Here is a 22,229-nt window from a genome sequence, read left to right as displayed (position 1 = left end):
CCGGTTGTGGCGTCGGCGGTCACGGCTCACCCTGGGCGGACCACGTCGACCCACCCGCTCCCGTCCCCCGTTCCCGTCCCCGCGGACGCCTGGGCCGGGGCCGGGGCGCCGTTCCACTCCATGCGGGCCCAGGGCAGCGCGAGTTCGTCCAGGGACGACACCGTGCGGGGCGCGAGGTCGTCCAGGTCGGCGGCCTCCTGGTGGCGGGCGAAGACCGTGTCGACGTAGCGGTGGCCGGTGTCGGGCGCGATGAACACCGTGGTGCCGCCGGGCACCCGGGCGTGCTCCCAGCGGGCCGCGGCGTAGCTCGCGCCCGTGGACAGGCCCGCGAACACCGCGTGCCGCCGCAGCAGGTCGACGCTGCCGGTCAGCGCGGTGTGGAACGACAGCCAGTGCACGGTGTCGTACGCCGTGTGCGTCACGTTGCCGAACGGGATCGAGCTGCCGATCCCGGCGATGATGATCTCCGGGTCGGCCACGTGCTCGCTACCGAAGGTGACGCTGCCGAACGGCTGCACCCCCGTGAGCCGCACCGGACCCGCCCGGTTCCCGCTCCCCTCGCGTCCCTCCCGCAGATAGCGGGCGAGCGCGCCCGTCGACGCCCCCGAACCCACCCCGCCGACCAGCGTGAGCGGGGAGCCGTCCGCCGGGACCGCCGCGCGGACGCGCTCGGCGATCGCGCGGTAGCCGAGGTAGTGCACGTCGTCGTGGTACTGCCGCATCCAGTGGTACTCGGGGTGCACCCGCAGGATCTCCCGGACCCGGGCGACCCGCCGCTTCTGGTCCAGCTTCAGGTCGGAGCTCGGCGGCATCTGCTCCACGTGGGCGCCGAGGACCGCGAGCTGGGTGCGCAGGGTGTGGTCGACGGTGGTCGAGCCGATGATGTGGCAGCGCATGCCGTAGCGGTGGCAGGCGAGGGCGAGGGCGTACGCGTAGATGCCGCTGGAGCTGTCCAGGAGGGTGTCGCCCCGGCGTACCGCGCCGGAGTCGAGCAGATGGCGGACCGCGGCGAGCGCCGACACCACCTTCATGGTCTCAAAGCGCAGGCAGATGAGCCGGTCGTCGACACGTATCAGGTCGGGGCGGCCGATCGCCTCCGCCATGTGCTCGTCCGCTGCCGCCGTGGGCGTGTCCATGCGGGTGCTCCTCGCTGGTCGGGGGGTTCGGGGAGGGGGGTACGGCGTGCGGTGTCGTGCCGAAGGTGTACGTGAGGGGGATGCCCGCGGCCGTGAGGGCGCGGGAGCAGCGGCCGATGCGGGCCGGCAGGTCGGGGGCCGCCGGGTCGAAGAGCAGGCCCGCCACGTTGCCGCTGTGCGCGATCTGCACACCGGTGGCGCCGACGCGGTCCGCGACGGCCACGAGCTCCCCGAACTCCTCGTGCGCGAGGACGCGTTGGCCGCGGCGCGCGCTCTCCGTCGCGACCCGGCCGAGCAGCGCCGGGTCGGCGGTGGCGACGGCCCGCCGCAGCAGGGAGCGCAGCCGCTCGTAGGCGCGTACGTCCGCGGTGTCGTACACGCGCGCCGGCAGGGCGAGGGTGTCCACGGGCCGCCCGCCGCCCAGCGCGCAGCCGACGACGACCGCGGGCGGCAGCGCGGCCCCCAGTTCCTCCAGGACCCGGCCCTCGCGCTGGGCGAAGAGCAGCGGGCGGCCGTCCAGCATCAGGGGGTCGGAGGCCCGCTCGGCGCGCACCGCGAGCCGGGCGACGGCCTCGGGCGCGAGCCGCACGCCGAACGCGTCGGCGACCGCGCGCACCGCCGCGATCACGTCGCTGCTCGACGAGCCCATGCCGAGCCCCACCGGGATGTTCCCCGACAGGGTCAACTCGCCTCCGCACAGCGGGGTCTGCACGCGCGTCGCGCACTCGGCCATGGCGTACGTGGCGGCCCGCAGGGCCTTCGTGCGGTCGGCCGGTGCCACCGTGATGTCCTCGGTGCCCGGACGGCGCACGAACTCCGCGCGGGTGCCGAGGGACGGCATCGGCAGGGTGACGAGACCGGCCCGGCGCCGTCCGCGTTCGTCGAGGAAGACGCCCTGGAGGATCTCGCCGTGGTGGCAGGCGGCTCGCCCGGTGCCGACGCCGGGTCCGGTGCCGGACCCGGCTGGGTGTGGCTCCGGGGGTGGACACAGGGGCAGGGGCGAGGGCAGGGACGAGGGCGGGGGCGGGGGTGTCACGATCCCCCCTTCTCGCGCTGCGTGGCCGCCCGGTACCGGTACAGGGTCGTCGGTTCCGCGCTGAACTGCGAGAACGGGAAGGGTTCCGCGGACAGCGCGGTCACGCCCGCCCCCAGGAACGCCCGTGCCACCGCGCTGCCGGACTGCGCGTACACGATCAGCGGCACGTCCCGCTCCCGGCAGCGGGCCAGGACGGTGTCGAAGGTGCCGTTGCTGAGGGTCATGCCGGTGGCGACGACGGCGTCGGCGGCGTCGAGGACCTCGTGCATGTCGCGGCTCACGGGGTCGCCCCACTGGGTCGTGCGCAGGTTGAAGTCGCACAAAAGCGGCTCGCCGCCGCGTTCCCTGATGGCCGCGACGAGGGGGTTGACGACGCCGATCAGCGCGACTTTCGCCCCCGGCGGGATGTCGAGGAGTCCGGCGACGGCGGTGTCCCGTGCCACCGCGCGGACCTCGGGCGGGCCCGCGGGCAGGGGCACGGGTTCGGCGTCGGCCGCGTCGCGGTGGGGGCGCACCGCCGCCAGGTAGGCGTCGAGCGCCGCCATGGCGAGGGGCCGGGGGGCCTCGCGCAGGAGCGTCGCGAGCGGGCTCCCGGACGCCTCCTCGCATATCTCCGGGCCGATCTCGCCCGCCTCGAAGGCGCAGCCGCCGAAGGAGGCGCCCACGCGGGTGAGGACGTACTGGTTGAGGTAGGTGACGCCGCCGCCCGCGAGGCGCGTCCCGTGGTGGACCCAGAACACGCTGGTGGCCGTCAACCCGGCCGGGTCGGGGCCGAGTTCACCGCCGAGCACAGCGGACAGCAGATCGTCGACGGTCTTCATGTGCGGTCTCCTCCGGGGGGTGGGGTGGTGCCCTGTGGGGGCGTGGGGAACTGCGCGCTCAGCGCGCGGCGAGTCGCTGTCGCGTCTCTGCCGGGTGCGGACGCGGACGCGGGCGCGTCTGCGGGTGGTGTGTGGCTGGTCGCGCGGTTCCTCGTGCCCCTGTGGGGCTTGGGGTGGCGCCCTGTAGGGGCGCGGGGAACTGCGCGCTCAGCCCGGGGTGGGCCGCAGTCGCGTCTGCTGCGTGGGTGTGCGGGCGCGTCTGCGGGTGGTGTGTGGCTGGTCGCGCAGTTCCCCGCGCCCCTGTGGGGCTCGGGGCGGTGTCCCGCGTCCCTGGGGGGCTCGGGGCAGTGTGTCGGCGGGGCCGTCATCGGGGCTCCTTGAGGGGGGTGGGGGCCACGCCCCGGTAGGTCACCGTCAGGTGGCCGAGGGCGTCGGGGGCGGTGAGCGCGTCCACCTCGAAGACCTCGGCGAGGAGCGGCGGCGTCAGAACGTCCCGCGGCGGCCCCGCGGCGACCAGCCGCCCCCCGTGCAGCAGGAGCAGCCGATCGCAGTAGCGGGCCGCCAGGGACAGGTCGTGCAGGGCGATCAGCACGGTCTGGTCGGTGGCGGCGAGCAGACCGAGGAGCTGCAACTGATGTTTCACGTCGAGGTGGTTGGTCGGCTCGTCGAGCAGGATCGCGTACGGCTGCTGGGCGAGCGCCCGCGCGATGTGGGCCCGCTGCCGCTCACCGCCCGACAGCGCCTTCCAGGGGCGATCGCGCAGCTCGGTGAGGCCGAGGCGGGCGAGGGCCGCGGCCACCACGGCCCGGTCCCGGGCGTCGGGCCCGCGCCACCGGTCGCCGAACGGCGTCCGGCCGAGGCCCACGACGTCGGCGACCCTGAGGTCGCTGTCGGTGTCGGCGGCCTGCTCCACGAACGCGACGTGCCGGGCGATCCGGCGGCTGCTCCACCCCCCGATCGGCTCGCGGTCGTACGCGACGGACCCGGCCGTCGGCGCCCGCAGCCCCGCGAGACACCGGAGGAGGGACGACTTGCCGGAGCCGTTGGGACCGATCAGCCCGACCGTCTCGCCGGGAGCGATGTCCAGGCCCACGTCCGCGACGATCCGGCGGTCGGCGACCGCCCACGTCAGTCCTTCCGCGGTGATCCTCACAGCTCTCCCCTCCTGCGCAGCACCAACAGGAACAGCGGCACGCCGAGCAGCGCCGTGAACACCCCGACGGGCACCTCCTGCGGCGCGAACGCCACCCGCGCGAGGGCGTCCGTCCACACCAGGAACACCGCGCCCACCAGCGCCGAAAGGGGCAGCAGCACCCGGTGCAGCGGACCGACGAGGAACCGCACGCCGTGCGGCACGATCAGGCCGACGAACCCGATGGCGCCCACGGACGCCACCGCCACCGCCGTCATCAGGGACGTCACCACCAGCAGCAGCCAGCGCGTCGTCCGCACGTCGACGCCGAGCGACGACGCCGTGTCCGCGCCGAACGAGAAACCGTCCAGGGCGGCCGAGTTGAGCCACAGGACAAGGAGTCCCGCCGCTGTCACCACGGCCGTCACCACCGTCGTGTCCCAGCGCGCCGGAGCCATCGAGCCGAGCAGCCACTGCGTGATCGCCCGGATCGCCTCCGCGTCCCCGGACGCCATGAGCACGAGCGAGGTCAGCGCCGTGAACAGCTGCGACACCACCACACCGGTGAGGACCACCCGTACCGAGTCCAGACCGCCCTTGCGCAGCAGCACCATGAGGAGCGCGAACGACACCGCCGCGCCCACGAACGCGCCGCCCGTCACCCCGAGCGAGGCCGAACCGACCCCGAGCACGACGACGGTGACGGCGCCCGTGGACGCTCCCGACGAGATGCCGAGCAGATACGGGTCGGCGAGGGCGTTGCGCGTGACGGCCTGGAGCGCCGCACCGCACACCGCGAGCGAGGCGCCCACGAGGGCCGCCATCAGGACGCGCGGCACCCGCAGCTCCCAGATCAGGGAGTCCACGAGCCGCGGCAGCGGCTCCACGTCCAGGCCCAGATGGAACCCGGCCGTACGCAGCACGTCCGCGTACGAGACATCGGTGGTGCCGATGCGGACGGAGGCGACGAGGGAGAGGAGGAGGACGAGGGTGGTGAGGAGGTAGAGGCCGACGGTGGACACCCGGCGGGCGGTGCGGGGCGCGTCGGTTGCGTCGGGCGCGTCCGACACCCCGGACGCCCCGGTCACCCCGGATACTTCGGGCGCCGCCGCCGCGCCCGGGGATCTGCCCCGGGCCGAGGGATGCAGCAGGTCCGCGACAGCGCTGTGCGTGGCCCGGGTGGCGTCCGGGCTAGCGGACATACCCGAGGTCCTTCATCCCCGAGGTGAGGCGCGGCAGCGCGTCGACCGTGCGGACCGACGGGTCCATCTCGGTGCCCGGAATCTCGATGAACCGCTTCTTCTCGACGGCCGCCAGCTTGGACATCACCGGGTTGGCGCGGATCGCCTTCAGCTTGTCGGCGGCGCTGTCGCCGGGCTTGCCGCGTTCGGACAGGTCGCCGATGACGAGGAAGTCCGGGTCGCGCTCGGCGATCTGCTCCCAGGTGACGGTCGGCCAGTCCTCGTCGATGTCGTCGAAGGCGTTCTTCGCGCCGACGGTCCGGCTCATCTCGCTGGGAATGGCGCTCCTGCCCGCCACGTAGGGGGTGTCGCCGTACACGGAGTACAGCCAGACGACCGTCGGCGCGTCCCCGCCCTCGTCCTTCGCCCTGTCCGCGGTCCTCGCCGCGGCGGCGAGCGTGGCGCGCTGGTCCTTGACGAGCTTCGCGGCGCGCTTCTCGGTGCCGAAGATCCGGCCGAGGTCCGCGTAGTCCTGGAAGAGCAGCTCGAAGGGCGACTTCGCCTTCTTCCCGCCGCCGTCGCCGCTGCCCGCGATGTTCTGCTTCGGGCAGTCCACCGCGCTCACGAACGACGGCAGGCCGAGGTCCGCCAGTTCCTCGCGGGTGCCCACCCGGTCCTTGGTGAAGTAGTCGGTGAAGCCCCCGATGGTGAAGTCCGGTGTCGCGGCGCGCAGTTGCTCGCTGGTGAGGATCTTCGGGCTGAGCACGTCGACCTTGTCGTACGCGGTCCGGTACTCCGGCGCGATCTTCGTCTTGAGGTTGGACGTACCGGCCAAGCGGTCCTCCAGGCCGAGTTCGAGCAGGACCTCCGTGGAGGACTGGTCGAGGGCGACGGTGCGCTCGGGCGGGCCGTCGAAGCTGAGCTTCCGGCCGCAGCTGGTGACGGTCGTCTCGCGGCCGCCGCCCGCCTTGTCGTGCGACGTCGGGCCGGAGCCGGAGGACGTACAGCCGACGGCCGTCAGGGCGAGGGTCAGGGCGGCTATGCCGAAGCGGGCGGGGTGACGCATGGGACCTCCGGTCTCGGGTGGGACGCGATAAGGGTACTGTAATGGCAATCATTTTCATTAGTGGATCCCGGGGTGCCGTCGAGTGCGTGGCCGCCGCGCGTGGGTCACCGCCAATCCCCCGGCCTGGGTGCTGAGTTGGCGTCGCCCGGGGATCGCATAACGATTTCGAGACAGGGAGTACGTCACGTGGCGACTACGCCGATACCGGAGTCCGAGACGGAGTCCAAGACGGAGAGCGGGAGCGGGAAGAGGAGCGAGAAGGCGAGCGAGGAGGGGAGCGGGAGCGGGGCGGGGCCCGCGGCTCACGGCGGGCGCAGCGTGCTGCGGGACGTCGCCTTCCTGCGGCTCTGGTCGGGGACCACCGCCTCCGGCCTCGCCACCTGGGCGCTGCCCTTCGTCCTCGGGCTCGCGGTCCTCGACCGCACCATCGGGGCGGCCACGCTCGGCCTGCTCCTCGCCGCCCGCACCGCGGGGTTCCTCGTGGCCGTGGCCGTCGGCGGGGTGCTCGCCGACCGGTACTCGCGGCGCGGCGTCGTCCTCTGGGCGGGCCTCGCCGCCGCCGCGGCGACCCCGCTCCTCGCCCTCGGGCTCGGCCGCTCCCTCGCGCTGATGCTCGCCGCCGCCGCGGTCGCGGGCGCCGGGCAGGGCGCCTGCCGGCCCGCGTTCCAGGCACTCACCGCCGAGGTCGTCGACGAGGACCGGCGCCAGACCGCGAACGCCGCGATGACGCTCTCCGTACGGGCCACGAGTCTCGCCGGGCCCTCCCTGACCGCACTGCTCGCCTTCGTCCTCGACACCTGGGCGCTGCTGCTCGGGATCGGGGTGCTGTGGCTGGTCGCGGCGCTAGTGCCGGGGGCCGGGAGGACCGGCCGAGCCACCGAGGCCGGAGAGGACAGTGGGGTCGACGAGGCCCGAGGGGACGGCGGGGTCGGCGAGTCCGGCGCGGTGGGCGCCGTGGACACCACGGCCCGCCGCCCCTCCTTCTTCGCCGAGTTCGCCGAAGGGCTGCGCGAGGCGCGGCGGCACCCCTGGTTCCTCGCCGGTCTCGGCGCGCTGACCGTCGTCATCTCCACCGGCTACTCGGCCACCGGGGTGGCCCTGCCGCTGGTCAGCCGGGACAAGTACGACACCGGGGTGGTGCTGGCCGCCGCCATGACCGCGTACACGCTCGGCGCGCTCGGCGGAGCCGTCGTCGTCGCGCGGTGGCGGCCCCGCGCTCAGGGGTGGGCCGCGCTCGCGGGCCTCGGCCTGTACGGCTTCGCGCCGCTCAGCCTGCTGCTGCCGGTGCACTGGACCTTCGTCGTGGCCGCGTACGCGGTGGCGGGCATCGGCATCGAACTGTTCAACGTGCCGTGGTTCACGGCGACGCAGCGCGAGGTCGCGCCCGACAAGCTGGCCCGGGTCTCGTCCCTCGACTTCATGCTGTCCTACGGCCTCGCCCCCGCGGGCCTCGCCCTGATCGCCCCCGCCATCGAGCACTTCGGCGCCCGGCCGGTGCTCGCGGTGTGCGCGGCGCTGTGCTTCGCGGCGCCCGCGGCGGCGGCCCTCGTACCGAGCGCCCGGGGGTTCTCCCGGGAGGGCGCCGGGCGCGCGGAGCCCGAGGAGGCGGCGCGTGCGTGACCGGACGGGTCCGCCGAGCCCGGACGGGGCGTCGGGGTACGGGGTCGTCCCGCCCCGCGTGGCGGCCGGGGACCTCGGTGCGGCCGCCGGTCTTCTCGCCGGGCACGGAGCCGTCGTGCTGACCGGGTACGGCACCGGCGGCGACGAACTCGCCGTCGCCGCCGCGACGGTGCTCGGCGCGCGGTTGCGCGAGCTGTTCCCGCAGCGGCTGCGGGCCTCGCGCGACGGCGGCCCCGTGCACCTGCACGCCGACAGCTTCGACGTGTCCGTGGACGTGGGCGGGGTGCCGGTCAGGAGACGGCACCCCGACGAGGACCATGTGTTCGTGCAGTGCGTGCGGCCCGCGCCGGACGGCGGGGAGTCGTTCGCGGTCGACGCGGTGCGGTACGTGGACGGGCTCGCGGACGCCGATCCGCAACTGTGGTCCTTCCTGACGGGGTACGACGTCGATCTGTACGGGGCGTGGGCGGGCCTGCGCGGTCTGCCCGCGACCCCGCGGGTCGGCAGGCACGTGGAGTGGACCCGTACCGGGCGCCGCGTGGTGCGGCGCACGGACGGCGCCGCGCCCCTGCACCGGGACCCCGACGCCGACCACGTGACGGCCATGCTGGCCCGCTTCACCCGCGCCGTGCACGCCCTGGAACCCGGGTTGCCGCGCTTCCGCCTGGACGCGGGCGACATCCTCGTACTCGACAACTACCGCTGCTGGCACGGCCGGGACGGGCACGTGGGGGAGCGGGCGGTGCGGATCCTGACGGTGCGGAGCGCGGACGCGCGGTAGGCGCCCCGCCGCGCGGGTGCCCCTCAGGTCGACCCCCCGGGTCACAGCCCCGCGTCCTGCCGCCTTGCCGCCGCCTCGCTGTCGCTGTCGCCGTCGTAGGCACTGGCGCCGGCGCTGGCGACGTCAGGTGACCGGTGCCTGCCACGTCACCGTCGTGCCCGCGCTCACGCCGTCCGTCTCGCCGTCGTCGTACACCGTGAGGCGGACCCCCGTCCTGCCGTCCGGCAGTGCGGCGCGGGCGTCGACGGTGACGTCGACGCGGGTGACGTCGGGGCGGCGGGCGGTCGCGGCGAGGGACCGGCGCAGGGCCGCCACCAGGCGGCCCGCGGCCGGTTCCGTGACGCGGGTGTCGAGTGCGCCCGTGAAGTGCACGGACGGCTGCACGCCGAGGACCGCCGCGGCGCCCGCCGTCTCCTTGAGCACCTTCCCGCGCAAGGTGGTCGGCGCCTCCACGGGCGGCTGCTGGAGGGCGAAGATGGCGGTCCGCACCTCCTGGATCGTGGACTCCAGCTCGTCCACCGCCTGGTCGAGGGCGCTCTGCACGGGCGCCGAACCGGCCCTGCGGCGCGTCGACTCCAGCATCATGCCGGTCGCGAACAGCCGCTGTACGACGAGGTCGTGCAGGTCGCGTGCGATGCGGTCGCGGTCCTCGAAGACGGCGAGGCGCTGCCGGGACTGCTGGGCGTCGGCGAGCACGAGGGCGAGTGCGGCCTGCGAGGCGAACTGGGTGGCGAGGAGCCGCTCCACCGCCGTGTACGCGGGGTCGCCGCGGCGGCGCGGCAGAGCGAGGGTGCCGATGAGACGGCCGCCGGCCTGCAACGGCAGCATCATGCTCGGCCCGAAGCGGGACCGTACGTGCGTAGTCATCCGGGGGTCGGTCGCCGAGTCCTCGATGAACACCGGCTCCCCGCCGAGGAGCTGTTCGAGTACGGCGCTGCCGGGCTCGATGGTGGTGCCGATGAGGTCGTTCTGCGCGGCGGCGGCGGGGTGCCTGCGGCGCTCGGGCGGGGGTTCGGCGGGGTGCCTGCGGCGCTTGGGCGGGGGGTCGCCGGGGGCACCACCGCCACTCGCGGCTCCGGCCCTAGCCCCGGCCTCGGCCCCGGCTAGGGCCTCGGTGCCGATAGCGGCTTCGGCTCCCGCTTCGGCCTCGGCTCCGGCTCCGCCATCGGCTCCGGCTCCGCCATCGGCTCCGGCTCTGCCATCGGTTCCGGCTCCGGTATCGGCTCCGGCCCCGGTATCGGCTCCGGCCCCGGTGCCGATTCCGGCTTCGGCCCCGGCACCCGGCCCGGTTCCGGTCTCGGCGCTGGCGCCTGTCCCGGCGGTGGCACCTGCCTCGGCCCCGGCTAGGGCCTCGGTGCCGATACCGGCTTCGGCCCCGGCACCCGGCCCGGTTCCGGTCTCGGCGCTGGCGCCTGTCCCGGCGGTGGCATCTGCCTCGGCCCCGGCGCTGGTCTCGGCTTCGGCCTCGATGCCGGCCCCGGCCCCAGTGCTGGTCCCGGCTCCGGCCCCAGTGCTGGTCCCGGCTCCGGCCCCAGTGCTGGTCCCGGCCCCAGCCCCGGCACTAACCCCAGCCCCAGCGCTGACCCCAGCCCCACCCCCCGTCTCATCCGTCGCCGCCGCCACGATCGTCATGCCGCCGGCGGGCGTGGGCTGTAGGACGACGCCCGCCGCCGCGGCCGCGAGCAGTCGGGCCTGCTGGGCCACCGTCATCAGGGCGTCGGCGGCGGCCTCGCCGGTCAGCAGGGCCGTGGTGACCGCCGCCGCGCCCTCGATCCAGCGTTCGCGCTGGCGGGCGGTCTCGTAGAGGCGGGCGTTGGCGATCGCGATCCCGGCCTGCCCGGCGAGGATCCGCAGCAGCCCGCGGTCGCCGTCCGTGAACCCGCCCGCCCCGGCCGTGAGGTGGAGGGTCCCGAACTCCTCCTCCTGCACGACGACGGGGACGCTCAGGGGGGCGGGGCCCGCGGTGTCCCCGCCCGCCGTGAACACGTCCCGCTCCCCGCCGCCCGCGACCCGCAGCGTGCCGTGCCGGGCCCCGGTGAGGCGTACCGCGCCCTCCACGATGTGCTGGAGCGTGGCTTCGACTTCGAGTTCGGTGCCGACGCTCAGGACCGCGTCCAGGAGGACCGGCAGCGGCGGCCCGGCGCCGTCGCTCATGGGGCCCGCGTCCTCAGCCCGCCAGCGGGTCGAGACCCAGCGGCTGGATCTTGCCGTCGAGCATCGCGCCGAGGCCGAGCACCGCGCACACGTCGGGGCGCTCGGCGATGCGCACGGGCATGCCCGTCGCGTTCACCAGCATCTGGTCGAGGCCCGGGAGCAGCGCGCTGCCGCCGACCATCATGATCCCGCGGTCCGCGAGGTCGGCCACCAGGTCGGGCGGGCAGTCCCGCAGGACCTTGCCGATGCCGTCGAGCACGGCGGTCAGCGGCGTGTGGATCGCGTCGCGCACGGCGGCGGTGTCCACGTGCACCGAGCGGGCCAGACCGGTGGCCACGTCCCTGCCGTGGATCTCCGTGGACTCGGGACCGTGCGGGGTCAGACCGTTGCCGCTGAGCGCGAGCTGGAGCGGGCGCACCGACTGCGACGGCAGCATCAGCTCGTGCTGGTGCCGCAGGTGCTGCACGATCGCGTGGTCGATGGCCTCGCCCCCCACGGGAATCCGCTCGGCCGTCACGATCGAACCGAGCGAGAGCACCGCGACCTGGGTGGTGGCGGCCCCGCACACCAGGATCATGGTGGCCTCGGGCCGTTCCACGGGCAGCCCGCAGCCGACCGCCGCGGCGATGAGCGTGTCGACCAGCTCGACACGGCGGGCGCCGAGCCCCACCATCGTCTCGACGGCGGCCCGGCGCGCGAGCGGGTCCGCGTCGTGCGGGACGCAGGCCGCCGCCCGCAGCCGCGGCTTGCGGCGCAGCGTACGGCGCAGCTTCTCGCCGAGCAGATGCCGCAGCATCCGCTGGCACATCTCGATGTCGACGACGGTGCCGCCGGACACCGGCCGCACCACCCGGATGTATCCGGGAGTGCGCCCCGTCATCTGCTCCGCGAACTGGCCCACCGCGATCAGCGCCCCGGTCCGCGTGTTCACGGCGGCGGCACTCGGCTCGTCGACGACGAGGCCCGCGCCCTTCACGAACACCCGCGTGCGCGCGGCCCCGAGGTCGACGGCGATATGGCAGCGGCGCAGCTGTTCCAGGCTGACGGTCATGGCGGATCCTCCCGAGAGCACAGACCGTGCGGACCGCCGGGCGGTGGTCCGGGACAGGACCGTCGGCCGACGGTCCTGTCTCGCATCGTGCGGCCGCGGGCGGCGGGGCGCACGCCGGGCTGGGCCGGGCGGGGTGCCGCCGTGCGGGTGAAACCCCGGCCGGGGGCCGCCGGTTAGCATCCCTTGTGACACGAGCATCGGCAGAGGACACACCTGACGAACGGGTCGAGCGACGCGAGCCGGACGAACCGCCACCGCCGCCGGGCCCGCAGCCGCCCGCGGGCAGGCGGCGCGTGTTCGCCGACCTGACCCCCTTGCGCACCTCCGCCGACTACCGGCGGCTCTGGATCGGCAGCACCGTCTCCTGGACCGGCCAGGCGATGACGGCGCTCGCGGTGTCCCTCCAGGTGTACGACATCACCGGGTCCAGCCTCGCCGTGGGCCTCGTGGGTCTGTTCACCCTCGTCCCCCTGGTCGCCTTCGGCCTGTACGGGGGCGCGATCGCCGACACCCTGGACCGCCGCAAGGTGGGCCTGTACTCGTCGGCTGGCCTGTGCGCCCTGTCGTTCGCCCTCGCCGCCGCGGCGCTCGCCGGCTTCCACCGGGTGTGGCTCCTCTACGGCGTGGTCGCGCTCCAGTCGATGTGCGGCGCGCTGAACAGCCCGGCCCGCAGCGCGATGATCCCCCGCCTGCTGCCGCCCGAGCAGCTCCCCGCCGCGAACGCCCTGAACTCCGTCACGCTGACGACGGGCACCACCGTCGGCCCGATGCTGGGCGGCGTCCTCGTGGGCCTGTGGGGCTACCAGTCGGCGTACGTGATCGACGCGGTGGCGTTCACCGCCGCGCTGTACGCGATGTGGCGGCTGCCCCCGATGCGCCCGGAGGCCGCGGAACGCCCCGACGACGGGCCGGGGACGGGAACGGCCGCCCCCGGGGCGGCGGGCAGGCGGCGGCGGGCCTCCGTCATGGACGGCCTGCGCTTCCTCGCCACCCGCCCGAACCTGCGCATGACCTTCTTCACCGACCTGTGCGCGATGGTGTTCGCGCACCCGCGGTCGCTGTTCCCCGCGGTCGCCGTGGTCTGGTACGGCGGCGACGCGAGGACCGCGGGACTGCTCGCCGCGGCGCCCGCGGTGGGCGCGCTGCTCGGCGGGGTGTTCTCCGGCTGGCAGGGCAGGATCCGGCGGCACGGCCTCGCGATCGTCCTGTCGGTGGCCGCCTGGGGCACGGCGATCGCGGTGTTCGGCCTCACCCGCAACCTGTGGCTCGGCGTCTTCTTCCTCGCCCTCGCGGGCTGCTCCGACATGATCTCGATGGTCTTCCGCAACACGATGCTCCAGACCGCCACGCCCGACGCGATGCGAGGGCGCCTCCAGGGCGTGTTCATCGTGGTCGTCGCGGGCGGCCCCCGGCTCGGCGACTTCCTGGCCGGGGCCGTCGGACAGGCCGTGTCGCCCGGGGTGGCGATCGTCGGGGGCGGCACGCTGTGCGTGGTGACGGTGGGGCTGCTCGTGACGCGGTGGCGGGCGTTCCTGCGGTACGACGCGCGGGCGCCGGAGGCCTGAGCCGCGCCCCCGCTCACGCCCCCCGCACGGGTCGGCCCCTCAGGACGAGGGGGCTGCCTGGCCCAGGACCTGGTAGATCATCGCGCCGCCGGTGGTGCTGGAGTTGCCCTCGAACCGGAGGACGTAGGAGGCACCGCTGGTGACGGTGAACCTCAGCGCCTGGGCGGCCGGGATGTGATTGAAGGTGCTGCTGCTCGGCTGGTACGTGCCCTCGGCCACCACCTGGCCGCTGGGATCCAGGACGGTGGCCCCGTAGGACTGCGGGGCCTTCCCCTGGACCGACGGGTCCGTGTTCTTGCTGTGCATCCAGGTGATCTCGACCGCTCTGCCGTTCGGCGGGTCGAAGTCCTGCGTCAGGACCGCGCAGCCGATGTCGATGGCCTGGTGGTTCGACCGGGTCATCGTCGCCGAACAGATGAGCGCCTCCCCGTCCTCCACCTGCCAGGCCCCGAGGTATTCCGGCGCGACGACCTCCAGGTACGGCTGGTCCCCGTTCTTGTTCGACGCCGCGGGCTGGCGGAAGTCACTGTCCTTGATGAAGTTCTCGATCGGTTCGAACGCCGTGTCGGCGGCCGTGGGGGCTTGCTCCTTCATCCTGTTCTCCCTGTGACGCGGGGCCGGCTCGGGTTCCGGCCGGTCATGCGGTGACGTGGATGGCGCCCTCGGCTGTCGCCGCCTTGAACGTCGGATTGCCGGCGAAGCGAATGGTGTACCCGCTCAGGCCGCCCATGAGGATGCCCTGGACATCGGTGAGTGTTTGGGCGGTGTCGTACTCGGCGTATCCGTCGCGGTCGGTGTCCACCGTGTCGTAGAGCGTGTTGTCGCCCTTGATGTGGAACTCGAGGGTGGCGTCCGCGATGGGCTGCCCGTCCGTGGTGGTCAGCCTTCCCTTGGCCAGGAAGCGGCCCTTGCCCGCGATGAGGCTCCCCCTGCCGGTGTATGCCTCCAGGTGGACGGATTTCCGTCCCTCACTCACTCCGGGCGGGAGCTTGGGGCCGTCGTCCTTCTTGGCGTTCGGGTCGATGATGGGCATGGCGTTCCCTTCGTTCTCAATTCGTTCTCGTTCGAGGACTGGTCCTGGACGCCAAGTGACATGGACAGCTTCTGTCCAGTGCAGTTCGGAGGCGTCCGGGGGAAACAGCGAGGGGCTGTGACTGCGCGCCTGGTGCATTGCGCGCTCGCGCACCACCGGCCTGGAAATGGCCGGCGTCGCCAGTCACAGTCTGCACTCCGACCGCAAGGTCCGCACACCGGGCGACCGCCGTCCGCTGCCGCTGTCCCACGCGCTTGGCGCCGACCGGTTCAGGACGGCGACGGCGAGGTCGCGGCCGGGGGCGTGCGAGGGCGGGCCGGTGGACAGATTGGCAGGGGGTGCGGTGGCTTCCGGTGCAGCGAGGTGACGCTCGCGTCGAGCGACCGTGCCCGCGCAGAACACACCAGCAGACATGAGGAGTACGACACGTGGAACCCGAGCCCCTGCTTCCCGCCCTGACGGCCCCGGCCGGCCCGACAGGCGCTGCCCCAGCCCTGCGCTTCGGCGACCACTCCCTCACGTACGCCGGACTCGCCGCCGCGGCAGGCGCACTGGCGGCCCGCCTCACCGCGGCCGGGGCCGCCCGCGTGGCGGTCTGGGCGACCCCCACCCTGGAGACGGCGGTGGGCGTGGTGGCGGCGCTCCTGGCCGGGGTGCCCGCCGTGCCGCTGAACCCGAAGTCGGGCGAGGCGGAGCTGGACCACATCGTGCGGGACTGCGAGCCGTCGGCGGTGCTCGCGGCCGAGGGGGTGGCGCTGCCCGAGCGGTTGACGGGGCTGCCGCGGGTGGACGTACACCTGGCGGATCCGGCGGCATCGGGTCCGGCGGACGCGGCGGCATCGGGTCCGGCGGACGCGGCGGCATCGGGTCCGGCGGAGGCGGCGGAATCGGGTCCGGCGGAGGCGGCGGAACCAGGACCGGCGGACGCTGCCGCGCCGCTCCCGGCTGCCGCCGCACCCGAACCCGTCGGGGCCGAGACCCCCGCCCTGATCGTCTACACCTCGGGGACGACGGGCCCGCCCAAGGGCGTGGTCCTGCCGCGCCGCGCCCTCGCCACCACCCTGGACGCGCTGGCGGACGCGTGGGACTGGACCGGTGACGACGTGCTCGTCCACGGCCTCCCCCTCTTCCACGTCCACGGGCTGATCCTGGGCGTCCTCGGCCCGCTGCGCCGGGGCGGCTCGCTGCGGCACCTGGGCCGCTTCAGCACCGAGGGCGTGGCGCGGGAGCTGGCCGCCGGGGCCACGATGATGTTCGGCGTCCCGACGATGTACCACCGTGTGGCCGAAGCCCTGCCGGACGAACCGGAGTTGGTGAAGGCGCTGTCCGGCGCGCGGCTGCTCGTGTCGGGTTCGGCGGCGCTGCCCGTCCACGACCACGAGCGGATCACGTCGGCGACGGGCCGCCGCGTCGTGGAGCGGTACGGGATGACGGAGACGCTCATGAACACGAGCGTCCGGGCGGACGGCGAACCGCGGGCGGGCACGGTGGGCGTCCCCCTCCCCGGTGTCGAACTCCGCCTGGTGGACGAGGCGGACGCCGAACTCCCCGGCGACGACCCGGAGGCGGTGGGCGAGATCCAGGTCCGCGGCCCGAACCTGTTCACGGAGTACCTCAACCGCCCCGACGCGACCGCCGCCGCGTTCGCCCCCGGCGGCTGGTTCCGCACCGGCGACATGGCGGTACGGGACGCCGACGGCTACGTCCGCATCGTGGGCCGCAAGGCGACGGACCTCATCAAGAGCGGGGGCTACAAGATCGGCGCGGGGGAGATCGAGAACGCGCTCCTCGAACTCGACGGTGTCCGCGAGGCCGCCGTCACCGGCGAACCCGACCCCGACCTGGGCGAACGCGTCGTCGCCTGGATCGCACCGACCGACCCGACGGCCCCGCCGTCCCTCGAAGCCCTCGCCGCCCACGTCGCGACCCGCCTCGCCCCGCACAAGCGGCCGCGGGTCGTCCACTACGTGGCGGCGCTTCCGCGCAACGACATGGGCAAGGTCCTGAAGCGCTCACTGGCCGACGACTGACCCTTCGGGCCTGTCGGCTCCCCACCCGGGTCCCGGACGGGCTGATTCCCTCAGCCCGTCCGGAACGCGTCGTCAGCGAGTGGTGAACCAAGCGGCGAGCGCCGAACCGCCGAACGTTCCCACGGCCGCGAGGAACCGCAGGGGGAGACGCTGCAGAGTCATACGAAATCCGCCGATGCGGATGTCCAGTGCGGGGATGGTGTAGTCGACTTCCATGTCTGACCCTCTCCCTTGTACCGGCCGGGGTGGATGGGCTGGACGGATCAGCGCGCTGCCGGACTCCAGACTAGACGAACATCCCGAAAAGCCACGATACGGACACGCGACTTTGCTGCCCGGGCCCTACTTGGCCCACATCCCCAACGCCCGTACGGACGGCGGCAGCCCACTGTCCTCCTCCGCGAGCAGTTCGACGAGCCGCTGCCGGGCTCCTTCGGAAAGCCGCAGGGCTTCGGTCAGGCGGCGGACTGTGGCGTGGGTGGCGCCCCTGGCGAGCGCCCTGCTCGCGAACTCGCTCACCCGGGCTGTGAGTTCGACATCGGGGATGAACTTCCCGCCCTCCCTTTCCCGGACGGACCGCCTCCGGGCTTTGGCACGCTCGTCATCGATCTCCGAGGTGCCGCACACGTGTCGGCAGTGCTCTTCGGCCTCGGTGAGAGAGGTGGTGTCGGCGAGCGCCTGCGCGAGGCGATTCGCGGCGAAGGCCGACGACAGGTCCACCTCGTGCACGATGGGCCCTTCAGCTGTCATCGGTACGAGAAGACCGGCGTCACGCACCTCGCACAGCCCCCGGGCACCCGCAGCAGTAGCGGCAAGAAGAGCGGTGGCTTCGGACGGATGCCAGCGCAGTACGGGGGCGACCTCGGCGGCGTCGGCGGGGGTGAACGTGGCAACCCTTGCCCCGAGGCGCGTACGGAGGGTGTCCGCGGGCAACTCACCGTCCAGGCCCGGGCCCGCCACCAGCAGCCGGACTCGGCGGCCGGACTCCGCGCGGGCGCATGCGGCGAGAGTGAGGGCGTCGGCCAGCGGGCTGCGGAGCGTCGGCTCGTCCCCGTGGGCGAGGATGTCTCCGCCCACGTCCAGGAGATCGATCGACTCGGGGGCGAAGTGCCGTGTCAGCGCGTCGATCTGGGTGGTGACACCGGTCGCCCCCGCGTACGGGTCGATGAGTGCGAAGGTGTGCGGGAGTTCGGCCGCCAGCCGCGGCAGCGTCGCGGCGTGGGAGGATTTCAGAGCCGCTGTGCCGGGCACCGCCCGGACGTGGGGCGTGAGCTCGCGCAGGCCGACGAAGTCCGCGGACGAGCGGGGCCCCGGCGCGGGGTCGATGAGCAGACGGTCCCACGAGTAGGTCAGGATCAGGGCCGGAGATCGGTCGTCGCGGTAGAGGGCCGCGTGCAGCATCGCGGCGGCCACCGCGTCGCCGCCGCCTCCGGCTGCCACGATCAGTCGTTTCACGGGGCCAGCGTAGGGGCGATGTGGGCCCTCATACCTATAGTGGCCGGTGGTATTGGCCAGTTGACAGGAGGGCTGCGTGCCGCAGATCGCTGAGGCATTGCCCAAGTACTTGCAGATCGCGCAGTACATCCGGGATCAGATCCTGCGAGGCGACCTGAACCCTGGCGATGAGGTTCCTTCCGAAAGGCAGTTGGCGGCGGACTGGAACGTCTCGCGGCCGACGTCGGCCCGAGCGCTGGAGGCGCTTCGTCATCAGGGTCTGGTCGAGAAGCGACGGGGCTCCGGAACGTACGTCCGCGATCAGCAGGTGCACCGGCGGGCGCGTGAGCGGTACGGGCGGGCCCGTCGGACTGGTCGGATTTACGGCCCCAACGAGTACGCAGTGATCGCCTCGGCCGGATATGCCGAAGCCCCGGACCACGTAGCGGAGGCTCTGGAGCTGGGCGGTCATCGCCGGGCGGTGCAGCGGCACCGGGTGACGATCTCGGGCGACTCGCCAGTCGAGGCGTCCACCTCGTGGTTTCCTGCCGAGTTGGGGCGCAGGGCGCCACGGCTCCTCGAGCCCGAACGGATTCGTGAGGGCACAGTCCGATACGTCGAGGAGGTCTGTGGCCGACGCGGCAGCTATGGCGAGGACCGCTTCTGCTCTCGGCTGGCCACTGAGGACGAGGCGGCTGAACTCGTTCTACGGCTGCCTGCCGCAGTGTTGGTGGTTCATCACGTCGTGTACGACCTTCAGGACCGACCTCTGGAATTCGTTGAGGCGGTGTATCCGCCGGGACGTTGGGCGTTCGAGCAGGGGTACCCGTTGGGGTAAAGAGCACGGCCGCTTCTATGGAAGCCCTTGTTGCTTGAGGTGGCTAATGCCACTCTCCTTGAAAGTGGCTAAGGCCACTTCATCAGGAGGGTGATGCAATGACGCGTATCGACGGCCCATCCAGCAACGGCACCGCCCCTGAACTGCTCGGCGGAATGGTGCTGCACCCCATCCCCGAGTCGGTTGGCCGGGCGCGCCGCTGGTACCGGAAGTTCACCGAGCCCTATGAACTCATGTGCTCGGGCTACGACTGCGTCCTCATGCTCTCGGAGCTGGTCACCAACGCCGTCCTGTACGGGGCGGTCGACGAGCCCTGGCTGGTACGGGTTCGCTGGTACCGCGTCGGCGATGCCCTGCGTGTTGACGTGCACAACTCCGGCTGCCCAGCGCACGTTCGTATGCGCTCCCCGGACGTCACGGAGGCTCATGGTCGCGGGTTGCTGCTGGTGGACGAATTGGCCGACGAGTGGTGGTCCGGTCCGAGTGCCTACGGGGGAACGGTGGTGGTGTTCGTCATGCGGCAGGCGTTCAAACCCAGGCAGCCAGGTTTGTGAGGTCGGCCTTGCCGCCTTTTCGGCATGCGTCTGAAATCCCTCACAGAGTGTTGATCGGCACATGCCCCGTCATCCTGCGCCCCAAGAAACGCGCTGCAACAATCCCCAAGTGAACTCCGCGACACACTCCCGCCCTTCCCCCGTCCCCGCGTCCGGCACGGTGAACGCGAGGCGCCAGCGGGTCGGTGCTGTGCCCTCCAGGGGGCGGGCGGGGGCGAAGGCGCGGGCGGTCTCGTCGACCGTGCAGGACCAGGGGGTGAGGTCGGCGGTGGTGCGCAGGGTGGGGCCCGGGGCGCCAGGGGCGCGGACCAGCCATTCGTTCCACACCGCGGACTTCGGTCCGAGGAGGACCTCGAAGCGCAGGTCGGGCCAGAGCGGCACGGGCCACAGGAGGGCCTCGCACTCCAGGTCGCCGATGCGCCGGGGCGTCGAGGACTCGGGCGGGCCGAGGACGGAGCGGTAGCGGGAGACGGCCGCGCGGCCGCCGCGGGCGTGCAGCATCGCCTGCCAGCGGCGGTTCGCCTCGCGCATGTCCGCGACGGACACGCCGAGTTCGCGCCGGGCGTCCTCGACGAGGTCCGGGTTGTGGTCGGCCATGCGGCGCAGCAGGACCAGCTGGAAGCCGAGCGGGGTGAAGGGCGCGGGGGAGCCGGATCCGGGTCCGGCGGCGGAGCTGGCGGGCATGCGCTCTATGGTCGCGCATCGCCCGGTCCCCGGGGGCCCCGCCCGTCCGCGGAGCTAGCGGGCATACGCCCCATGGTCGCGCATCGCCCGGTCCCCCGGGGCCCCGCCCGTCCGCGGAGCTAGCGGGCGTACGCTCCATCGTCGCGCACCGCCCGGTCCCCGGGGCGCCGCCCGTCGGGAAGGAAGAGCACGGAGTTCACGTACCGGGGCCGCCGCGGGGTGAGGACGCGGCGCAGCAGGCCCTGCGTGACGACGTGCGACGTGGCGCGCTGGTGGGTCTCCAGGTCGAAGGCGTCCAGGGGCACCCAGGTGTCGTCCGGCAGCACCCAGCCGCGGTAGCCGTGGGCGTCGGTGAGGTGGTCGACGACCGGTGCGACGGGCTGGATGCGGCACTCCAGCTCGACGAAGAGCGCGGGCCGGTCCCGGTCGACGAGGGTGTGGGCGCCGTGCAGGACGGGCAGTTCGTTGCCGTCCACGTCGATCTTGATGAAGTCGACGTCGCGCAGGCCGAGCCCGTCCAGGGTCAGACACGGCACGTCCAGGGCGCTCGCGTGCACGTCGTCCCTGCGCACCAGCGAGGAGACGCCCCGGTCGCCCCGGTCGCCGTGCGGCAGCCACAGCCGGGCCGATCCGTCGCGGTCGCCCGCCGCGCCCCGGACCACCCGGACGTTGGCGGGCGTGACCGCCGCGAGCAGGTCCGCCAGGTGCGGGACCGGCTCGACGGCCACGACCCGGCGCGCCCTGCCGGCGAGACGGCGCGACCAGGGCCCGTACCAGCCGCCGACGTCCACGGCGGTGCCGCTGCCCGGCGGGCAGAGGTCGTCGAGGCGGGCCAGTTCGGGTTCGAAGCGCGGGTAGACGAGGCTGGCCGCGGCGGCCACGGCCCGGGTCGGCAGCCGGGGCGCGACACGGGCGGCAAGGGTCCTGCGGGGGCGGCCCGTCACGGCGTGATCCGCTTCAGGAGGCGCTCGTGCTCGTCCTCCGGGATCTGCTCACCGGAGGAGGGCAGCAGCTGCGGTATGCCGTCGACGATCGGGTAGCGGCGGTGCAGCCGCGGGTTGTAGAGGGCCTGTTCGGGGGAGGCGCCGTCGAGGACGGGGTCCTCGGGTTCGAGCAGGACCAGGGGGCCCTTGTCCAGTGGGCAGGCGAGGATCCTCAGCAGCGGGTCGTCCGGGTTCATCAGGGCGTCAACTCCTTGGGGGCGCGGGCCGGTTCGGTGGTGGCGGGTGCGGGCGGCGGCGGGTCGTGCTTCGGCATCACCAGGAGCACCGCCACCGCGAGCGCCGTCCCCGAGACCCGCAGCGCGAGCCGCACCGGGTCGCCGGGCAGCGCCTCACCGAACGCGAGCGTCCCGAGGACCGCGGTGAACAGCGACGTCACCGTCGTGCACACCGGCACGATCAGCGACGCCCGGCACCGCTGGAGCGCCGCCTGCGACATGATCAGGCCGAACACACCGGTGCACAGCAGCAGATAGGGGTAGGGGGAGCGCAGCAGGTCGACGAGGGCGCCGCCGATCCCGTCGGAGGTGAGGTGGCTGGACACCCCTTTGATCGCCAGCGAGCTGACCCCGTACAGGAGCCCGACGGCCACGCCGTACTCCACGCCGGTCGTGGGCTGCCGGTGCCTGCTGCGCGTACGGCGCTCCGCGGACGCGTACAGCCACAGGCCGAGCGCGAGCGACGGCAGGCACACGGTGAGGACGAGCGGCGCGGGCGCGTCCTTGCCGACCGTGTCGGTGCCCTCCTTCAGGGAGAGCACGACCATCAGCAGGGCGACGAGGATCGCGCCGACCGCGTACCGCTCACGGCCCGACGTCCGCTCGCCGAGCAGCACCGCCGACAGGAGCAGGAGCAGCACGAGCCCGGAGACGAAGATGCCCTGGGCCGCCGCGATCGGCAGCGTCCGGTAGACGACGAGCTGCGCGCCGAAGCCCGCCGCGAGGGCGAGGGAACCACCGATCCACAGCGGGCTCGACACCACCTGGCGCAGCAGCCGGGCGGGCTGTCTGACGCTGACCGACGGCATCGCGGTCAGGGCCCGCTTCTCCAGGACGAACCCGGTGCTGTAGAGCAGGTTCGCGAACAGCGCCGCGGCCACCCCCCACCACACG

The 22,229-nt window shown here is 73.6% G+C and carries 22 protein-coding genes; 6 read left to right on the top strand and 16 right to left on the bottom strand.

Annotation, left to right across the window (positions count from 1 at the left end; all coding sequences use genetic code 11):
- Window positions 1-26 precede the first annotated feature (26 nt).
- From GPA10_RS05765 to GPA10_RS05740, 6 genes are all read right to left on the bottom strand, one after another.
- A complete protein-coding gene (locus GPA10_RS05765; protein WP_157164503.1) occupies window positions 27-1,136 on the bottom strand; it encodes a pyridoxal-phosphate dependent enzyme in 1,110 nt (369 codons plus the stop codon).
- Window positions 1,036-2,172 carry a GHMP family kinase ATP-binding protein gene (locus GPA10_RS05760; RefSeq protein WP_343040382.1) on the bottom strand — a complete coding sequence of 379 codons (1,137 nt, stop codon included), beginning with the start codon at window positions 2,170-2,172 and terminating at the stop codon, window positions 1,036-1,038. The genes GPA10_RS05765 and GPA10_RS05760 overlap by 101 nt, the downstream gene beginning before the upstream one ends.
- Window positions 2,169-2,993: a Rossmann-like domain-containing protein gene (locus GPA10_RS05755; RefSeq protein ID WP_058845588.1), complete on the bottom strand. Its 825-nt coding sequence runs from the start codon at window positions 2,991-2,993 to the stop codon at window positions 2,169-2,171. The genes GPA10_RS05760 and GPA10_RS05755 overlap by 4 nt, the downstream gene beginning before the upstream one ends.
- Window positions 2,994-3,357: 364 nt before the next feature.
- Window positions 3,358-4,146 (bottom strand): ABC transporter ATP-binding protein, encoded by a 789-nt coding sequence (locus GPA10_RS05750; RefSeq protein WP_343040381.1) that lies wholly within the window; start codon window positions 4,144-4,146, stop codon window positions 3,358-3,360.
- Window positions 4,143-5,327, bottom strand: a complete 1,185-nt coding sequence (locus GPA10_RS05745) for a FecCD family ABC transporter permease (protein WP_198351511.1) — start codon at window positions 5,325-5,327, stop codon at window positions 4,143-4,145. The genes GPA10_RS05750 and GPA10_RS05745 overlap by 4 nt, the downstream gene beginning before the upstream one ends.
- Window positions 5,317-6,372: an ABC transporter substrate-binding protein gene (locus GPA10_RS05740; RefSeq protein WP_157164502.1), complete on the bottom strand. Its 1,056-nt coding sequence runs from the start codon at window positions 6,370-6,372 to the stop codon at window positions 5,317-5,319. Before GPA10_RS05740 ends, GPA10_RS05745 begins: the two co-directional genes overlap by 11 nt.
- Window positions 6,373-6,711: 339 nt before the next feature.
- On the opposite strand from GPA10_RS05740, the gene GPA10_RS05735 reads away from it, so the two are divergent.
- Complete coding sequence (locus GPA10_RS05735) at window positions 6,712-7,992, top strand: MFS transporter (RefSeq protein WP_246258855.1); 1,281 nt, start codon at window positions 6,712-6,714, stop codon at window positions 7,990-7,992.
- The gene (locus GPA10_RS05730) at window positions 7,985-8,773 is read left to right on the top strand and encodes a TauD/TfdA family dioxygenase (protein ID WP_343040379.1); all 789 of its coding nucleotides are present in this window, start codon (window positions 7,985-7,987) and stop codon (window positions 8,771-8,773) included. The genes GPA10_RS05735 and GPA10_RS05730 overlap by 8 nt, the downstream gene beginning before the upstream one ends.
- 123 nt (window positions 8,774-8,896) lie before the next feature.
- Here GPA10_RS05730 and GPA10_RS05725 read toward each other — a convergent pair whose 3' ends face one another.
- Window positions 8,897-10,927 carry a GAF domain-containing sensor histidine kinase gene (locus tag GPA10_RS05725; RefSeq protein WP_246258790.1) on the bottom strand — a complete coding sequence of 677 codons (2,031 nt, stop codon included), beginning with the start codon at window positions 10,925-10,927 and terminating at the stop codon, window positions 8,897-8,899.
- A 13-nt stretch (window positions 10,928-10,940) separates the two neighbouring features.
- A complete protein-coding gene (gene mreB, locus GPA10_RS05720; protein WP_058845896.1) occupies window positions 10,941-11,978 on the bottom strand; it encodes a rod shape-determining protein in 1,038 nt (345 codons plus the stop codon).
- A 293-nt stretch (window positions 11,979-12,271) separates the two neighbouring features.
- On the opposite strand from mreB, the gene GPA10_RS05715 reads away from it, so the two are divergent.
- Window positions 12,272-13,543, top strand: coding sequence for an MFS transporter (locus GPA10_RS05715; RefSeq protein ID WP_343040378.1), 1,272 nt, complete (start codon window positions 12,272-12,274; stop codon window positions 13,541-13,543).
- Between the two features lie 39 nt (window positions 13,544-13,582).
- On the opposite strand, the gene GPA10_RS05710 is transcribed toward GPA10_RS05715, so the two are convergent.
- Window positions 13,583-14,137 (bottom strand): hypothetical protein, encoded by a 555-nt coding sequence (locus tag GPA10_RS05710; protein WP_058845894.1) that lies wholly within the window; start codon window positions 14,135-14,137, stop codon window positions 13,583-13,585.
- 43 nt (window positions 14,138-14,180) lie between these two features.
- The gene (locus tag GPA10_RS05705; protein WP_058845893.1) at window positions 14,181-14,576 is read right to left on the bottom strand and encodes a hypothetical protein; all 396 of its coding nucleotides are present in this window, start codon (window positions 14,574-14,576) and stop codon (window positions 14,181-14,183) included.
- Between the two features lie 428 nt (window positions 14,577-15,004).
- Here GPA10_RS05705 and GPA10_RS05700 point away from each other — a divergent pair, with 428 nt between their 5' ends.
- On the top strand, window positions 15,005-16,606 hold the full coding sequence (locus GPA10_RS05700; protein WP_343040377.1) for an acyl-CoA synthetase: 1,602 nt from the start codon (window positions 15,005-15,007) through the stop codon (window positions 16,604-16,606).
- Between the two features lie 72 nt (window positions 16,607-16,678).
- Here the strand turns inward: GPA10_RS05700 and GPA10_RS05695 are convergent, their stop codons facing one another.
- Window positions 16,679-16,822 (bottom strand): hypothetical protein, encoded by a 144-nt coding sequence (locus GPA10_RS05695; protein WP_157164501.1) that lies wholly within the window; start codon window positions 16,820-16,822, stop codon window positions 16,679-16,681.
- A 126-nt stretch (window positions 16,823-16,948) separates the two neighbouring features.
- On the bottom strand, window positions 16,949-18,061 hold the full coding sequence (locus tag GPA10_RS05690; protein WP_343040376.1) for a DUF1152 domain-containing protein: 1,113 nt from the start codon (window positions 18,059-18,061) through the stop codon (window positions 16,949-16,951).
- Window positions 18,062-18,137: 76 nt separating this feature from the next.
- On the opposite strand from GPA10_RS05690, the gene GPA10_RS05685 reads away from it, so the two are divergent.
- Together GPA10_RS05685 and GPA10_RS05680 are read left to right on the top strand one after the other, a co-directional pair.
- On the top strand, window positions 18,138-18,878 hold the full coding sequence (locus tag GPA10_RS05685; RefSeq protein WP_343040375.1) for a GntR family transcriptional regulator: 741 nt from the start codon (window positions 18,138-18,140) through the stop codon (window positions 18,876-18,878).
- Between the two features lie 98 nt (window positions 18,879-18,976).
- Window positions 18,977-19,432, top strand: a complete 456-nt coding sequence (locus tag GPA10_RS05680; RefSeq protein WP_246258787.1) for an ATP-binding protein — start codon at window positions 18,977-18,979, stop codon at window positions 19,430-19,432.
- 69 nt (window positions 19,433-19,501) lie between these two features.
- Here GPA10_RS05680 and GPA10_RS05675 read toward each other — a convergent pair whose 3' ends face one another.
- The 4 genes from GPA10_RS05675 to GPA10_RS05660 form a co-directional block, all read right to left on the bottom strand.
- Window positions 19,502-20,116: a hypothetical protein gene (locus GPA10_RS05675; protein WP_157164499.1), complete on the bottom strand. Its 615-nt coding sequence runs from the start codon at window positions 20,114-20,116 to the stop codon at window positions 19,502-19,504.
- 119 nt (window positions 20,117-20,235) lie between these two features.
- Window positions 20,236-21,060 (bottom strand): FkbM family methyltransferase, encoded by an 825-nt coding sequence (locus tag GPA10_RS05670; protein WP_343040374.1) that lies wholly within the window; start codon window positions 21,058-21,060, stop codon window positions 20,236-20,238.
- Window positions 21,057-21,296, bottom strand: a complete 240-nt coding sequence (locus GPA10_RS05665) for a Trm112 family protein (RefSeq protein ID WP_058845887.1) — start codon at window positions 21,294-21,296, stop codon at window positions 21,057-21,059. Before GPA10_RS05665 ends, GPA10_RS05670 begins: the two co-directional genes overlap by 4 nt.
- Window positions 21,296-22,216 carry a hypothetical protein gene (locus GPA10_RS05660; RefSeq protein ID WP_343040436.1) on the bottom strand — a complete coding sequence of 307 codons (921 nt, stop codon included), beginning with the start codon at window positions 22,214-22,216 and terminating at the stop codon, window positions 21,296-21,298. Before GPA10_RS05660 ends, GPA10_RS05665 begins: the two co-directional genes overlap by 1 nt.
- Between the last annotated feature and the right edge of the window lie 13 nt (window positions 22,217-22,229).

Source organism: Streptomyces typhae (assembly GCF_009755605.1).
Lineage (GTDB): Bacteria > Actinomycetota > Actinomycetes > Streptomycetales > Streptomycetaceae > Streptomyces > Streptomyces typhae.
Note: the sequence above shows the minus strand (reverse complement) of the source record. Positions and strands in the feature narration are given on the sequence as shown.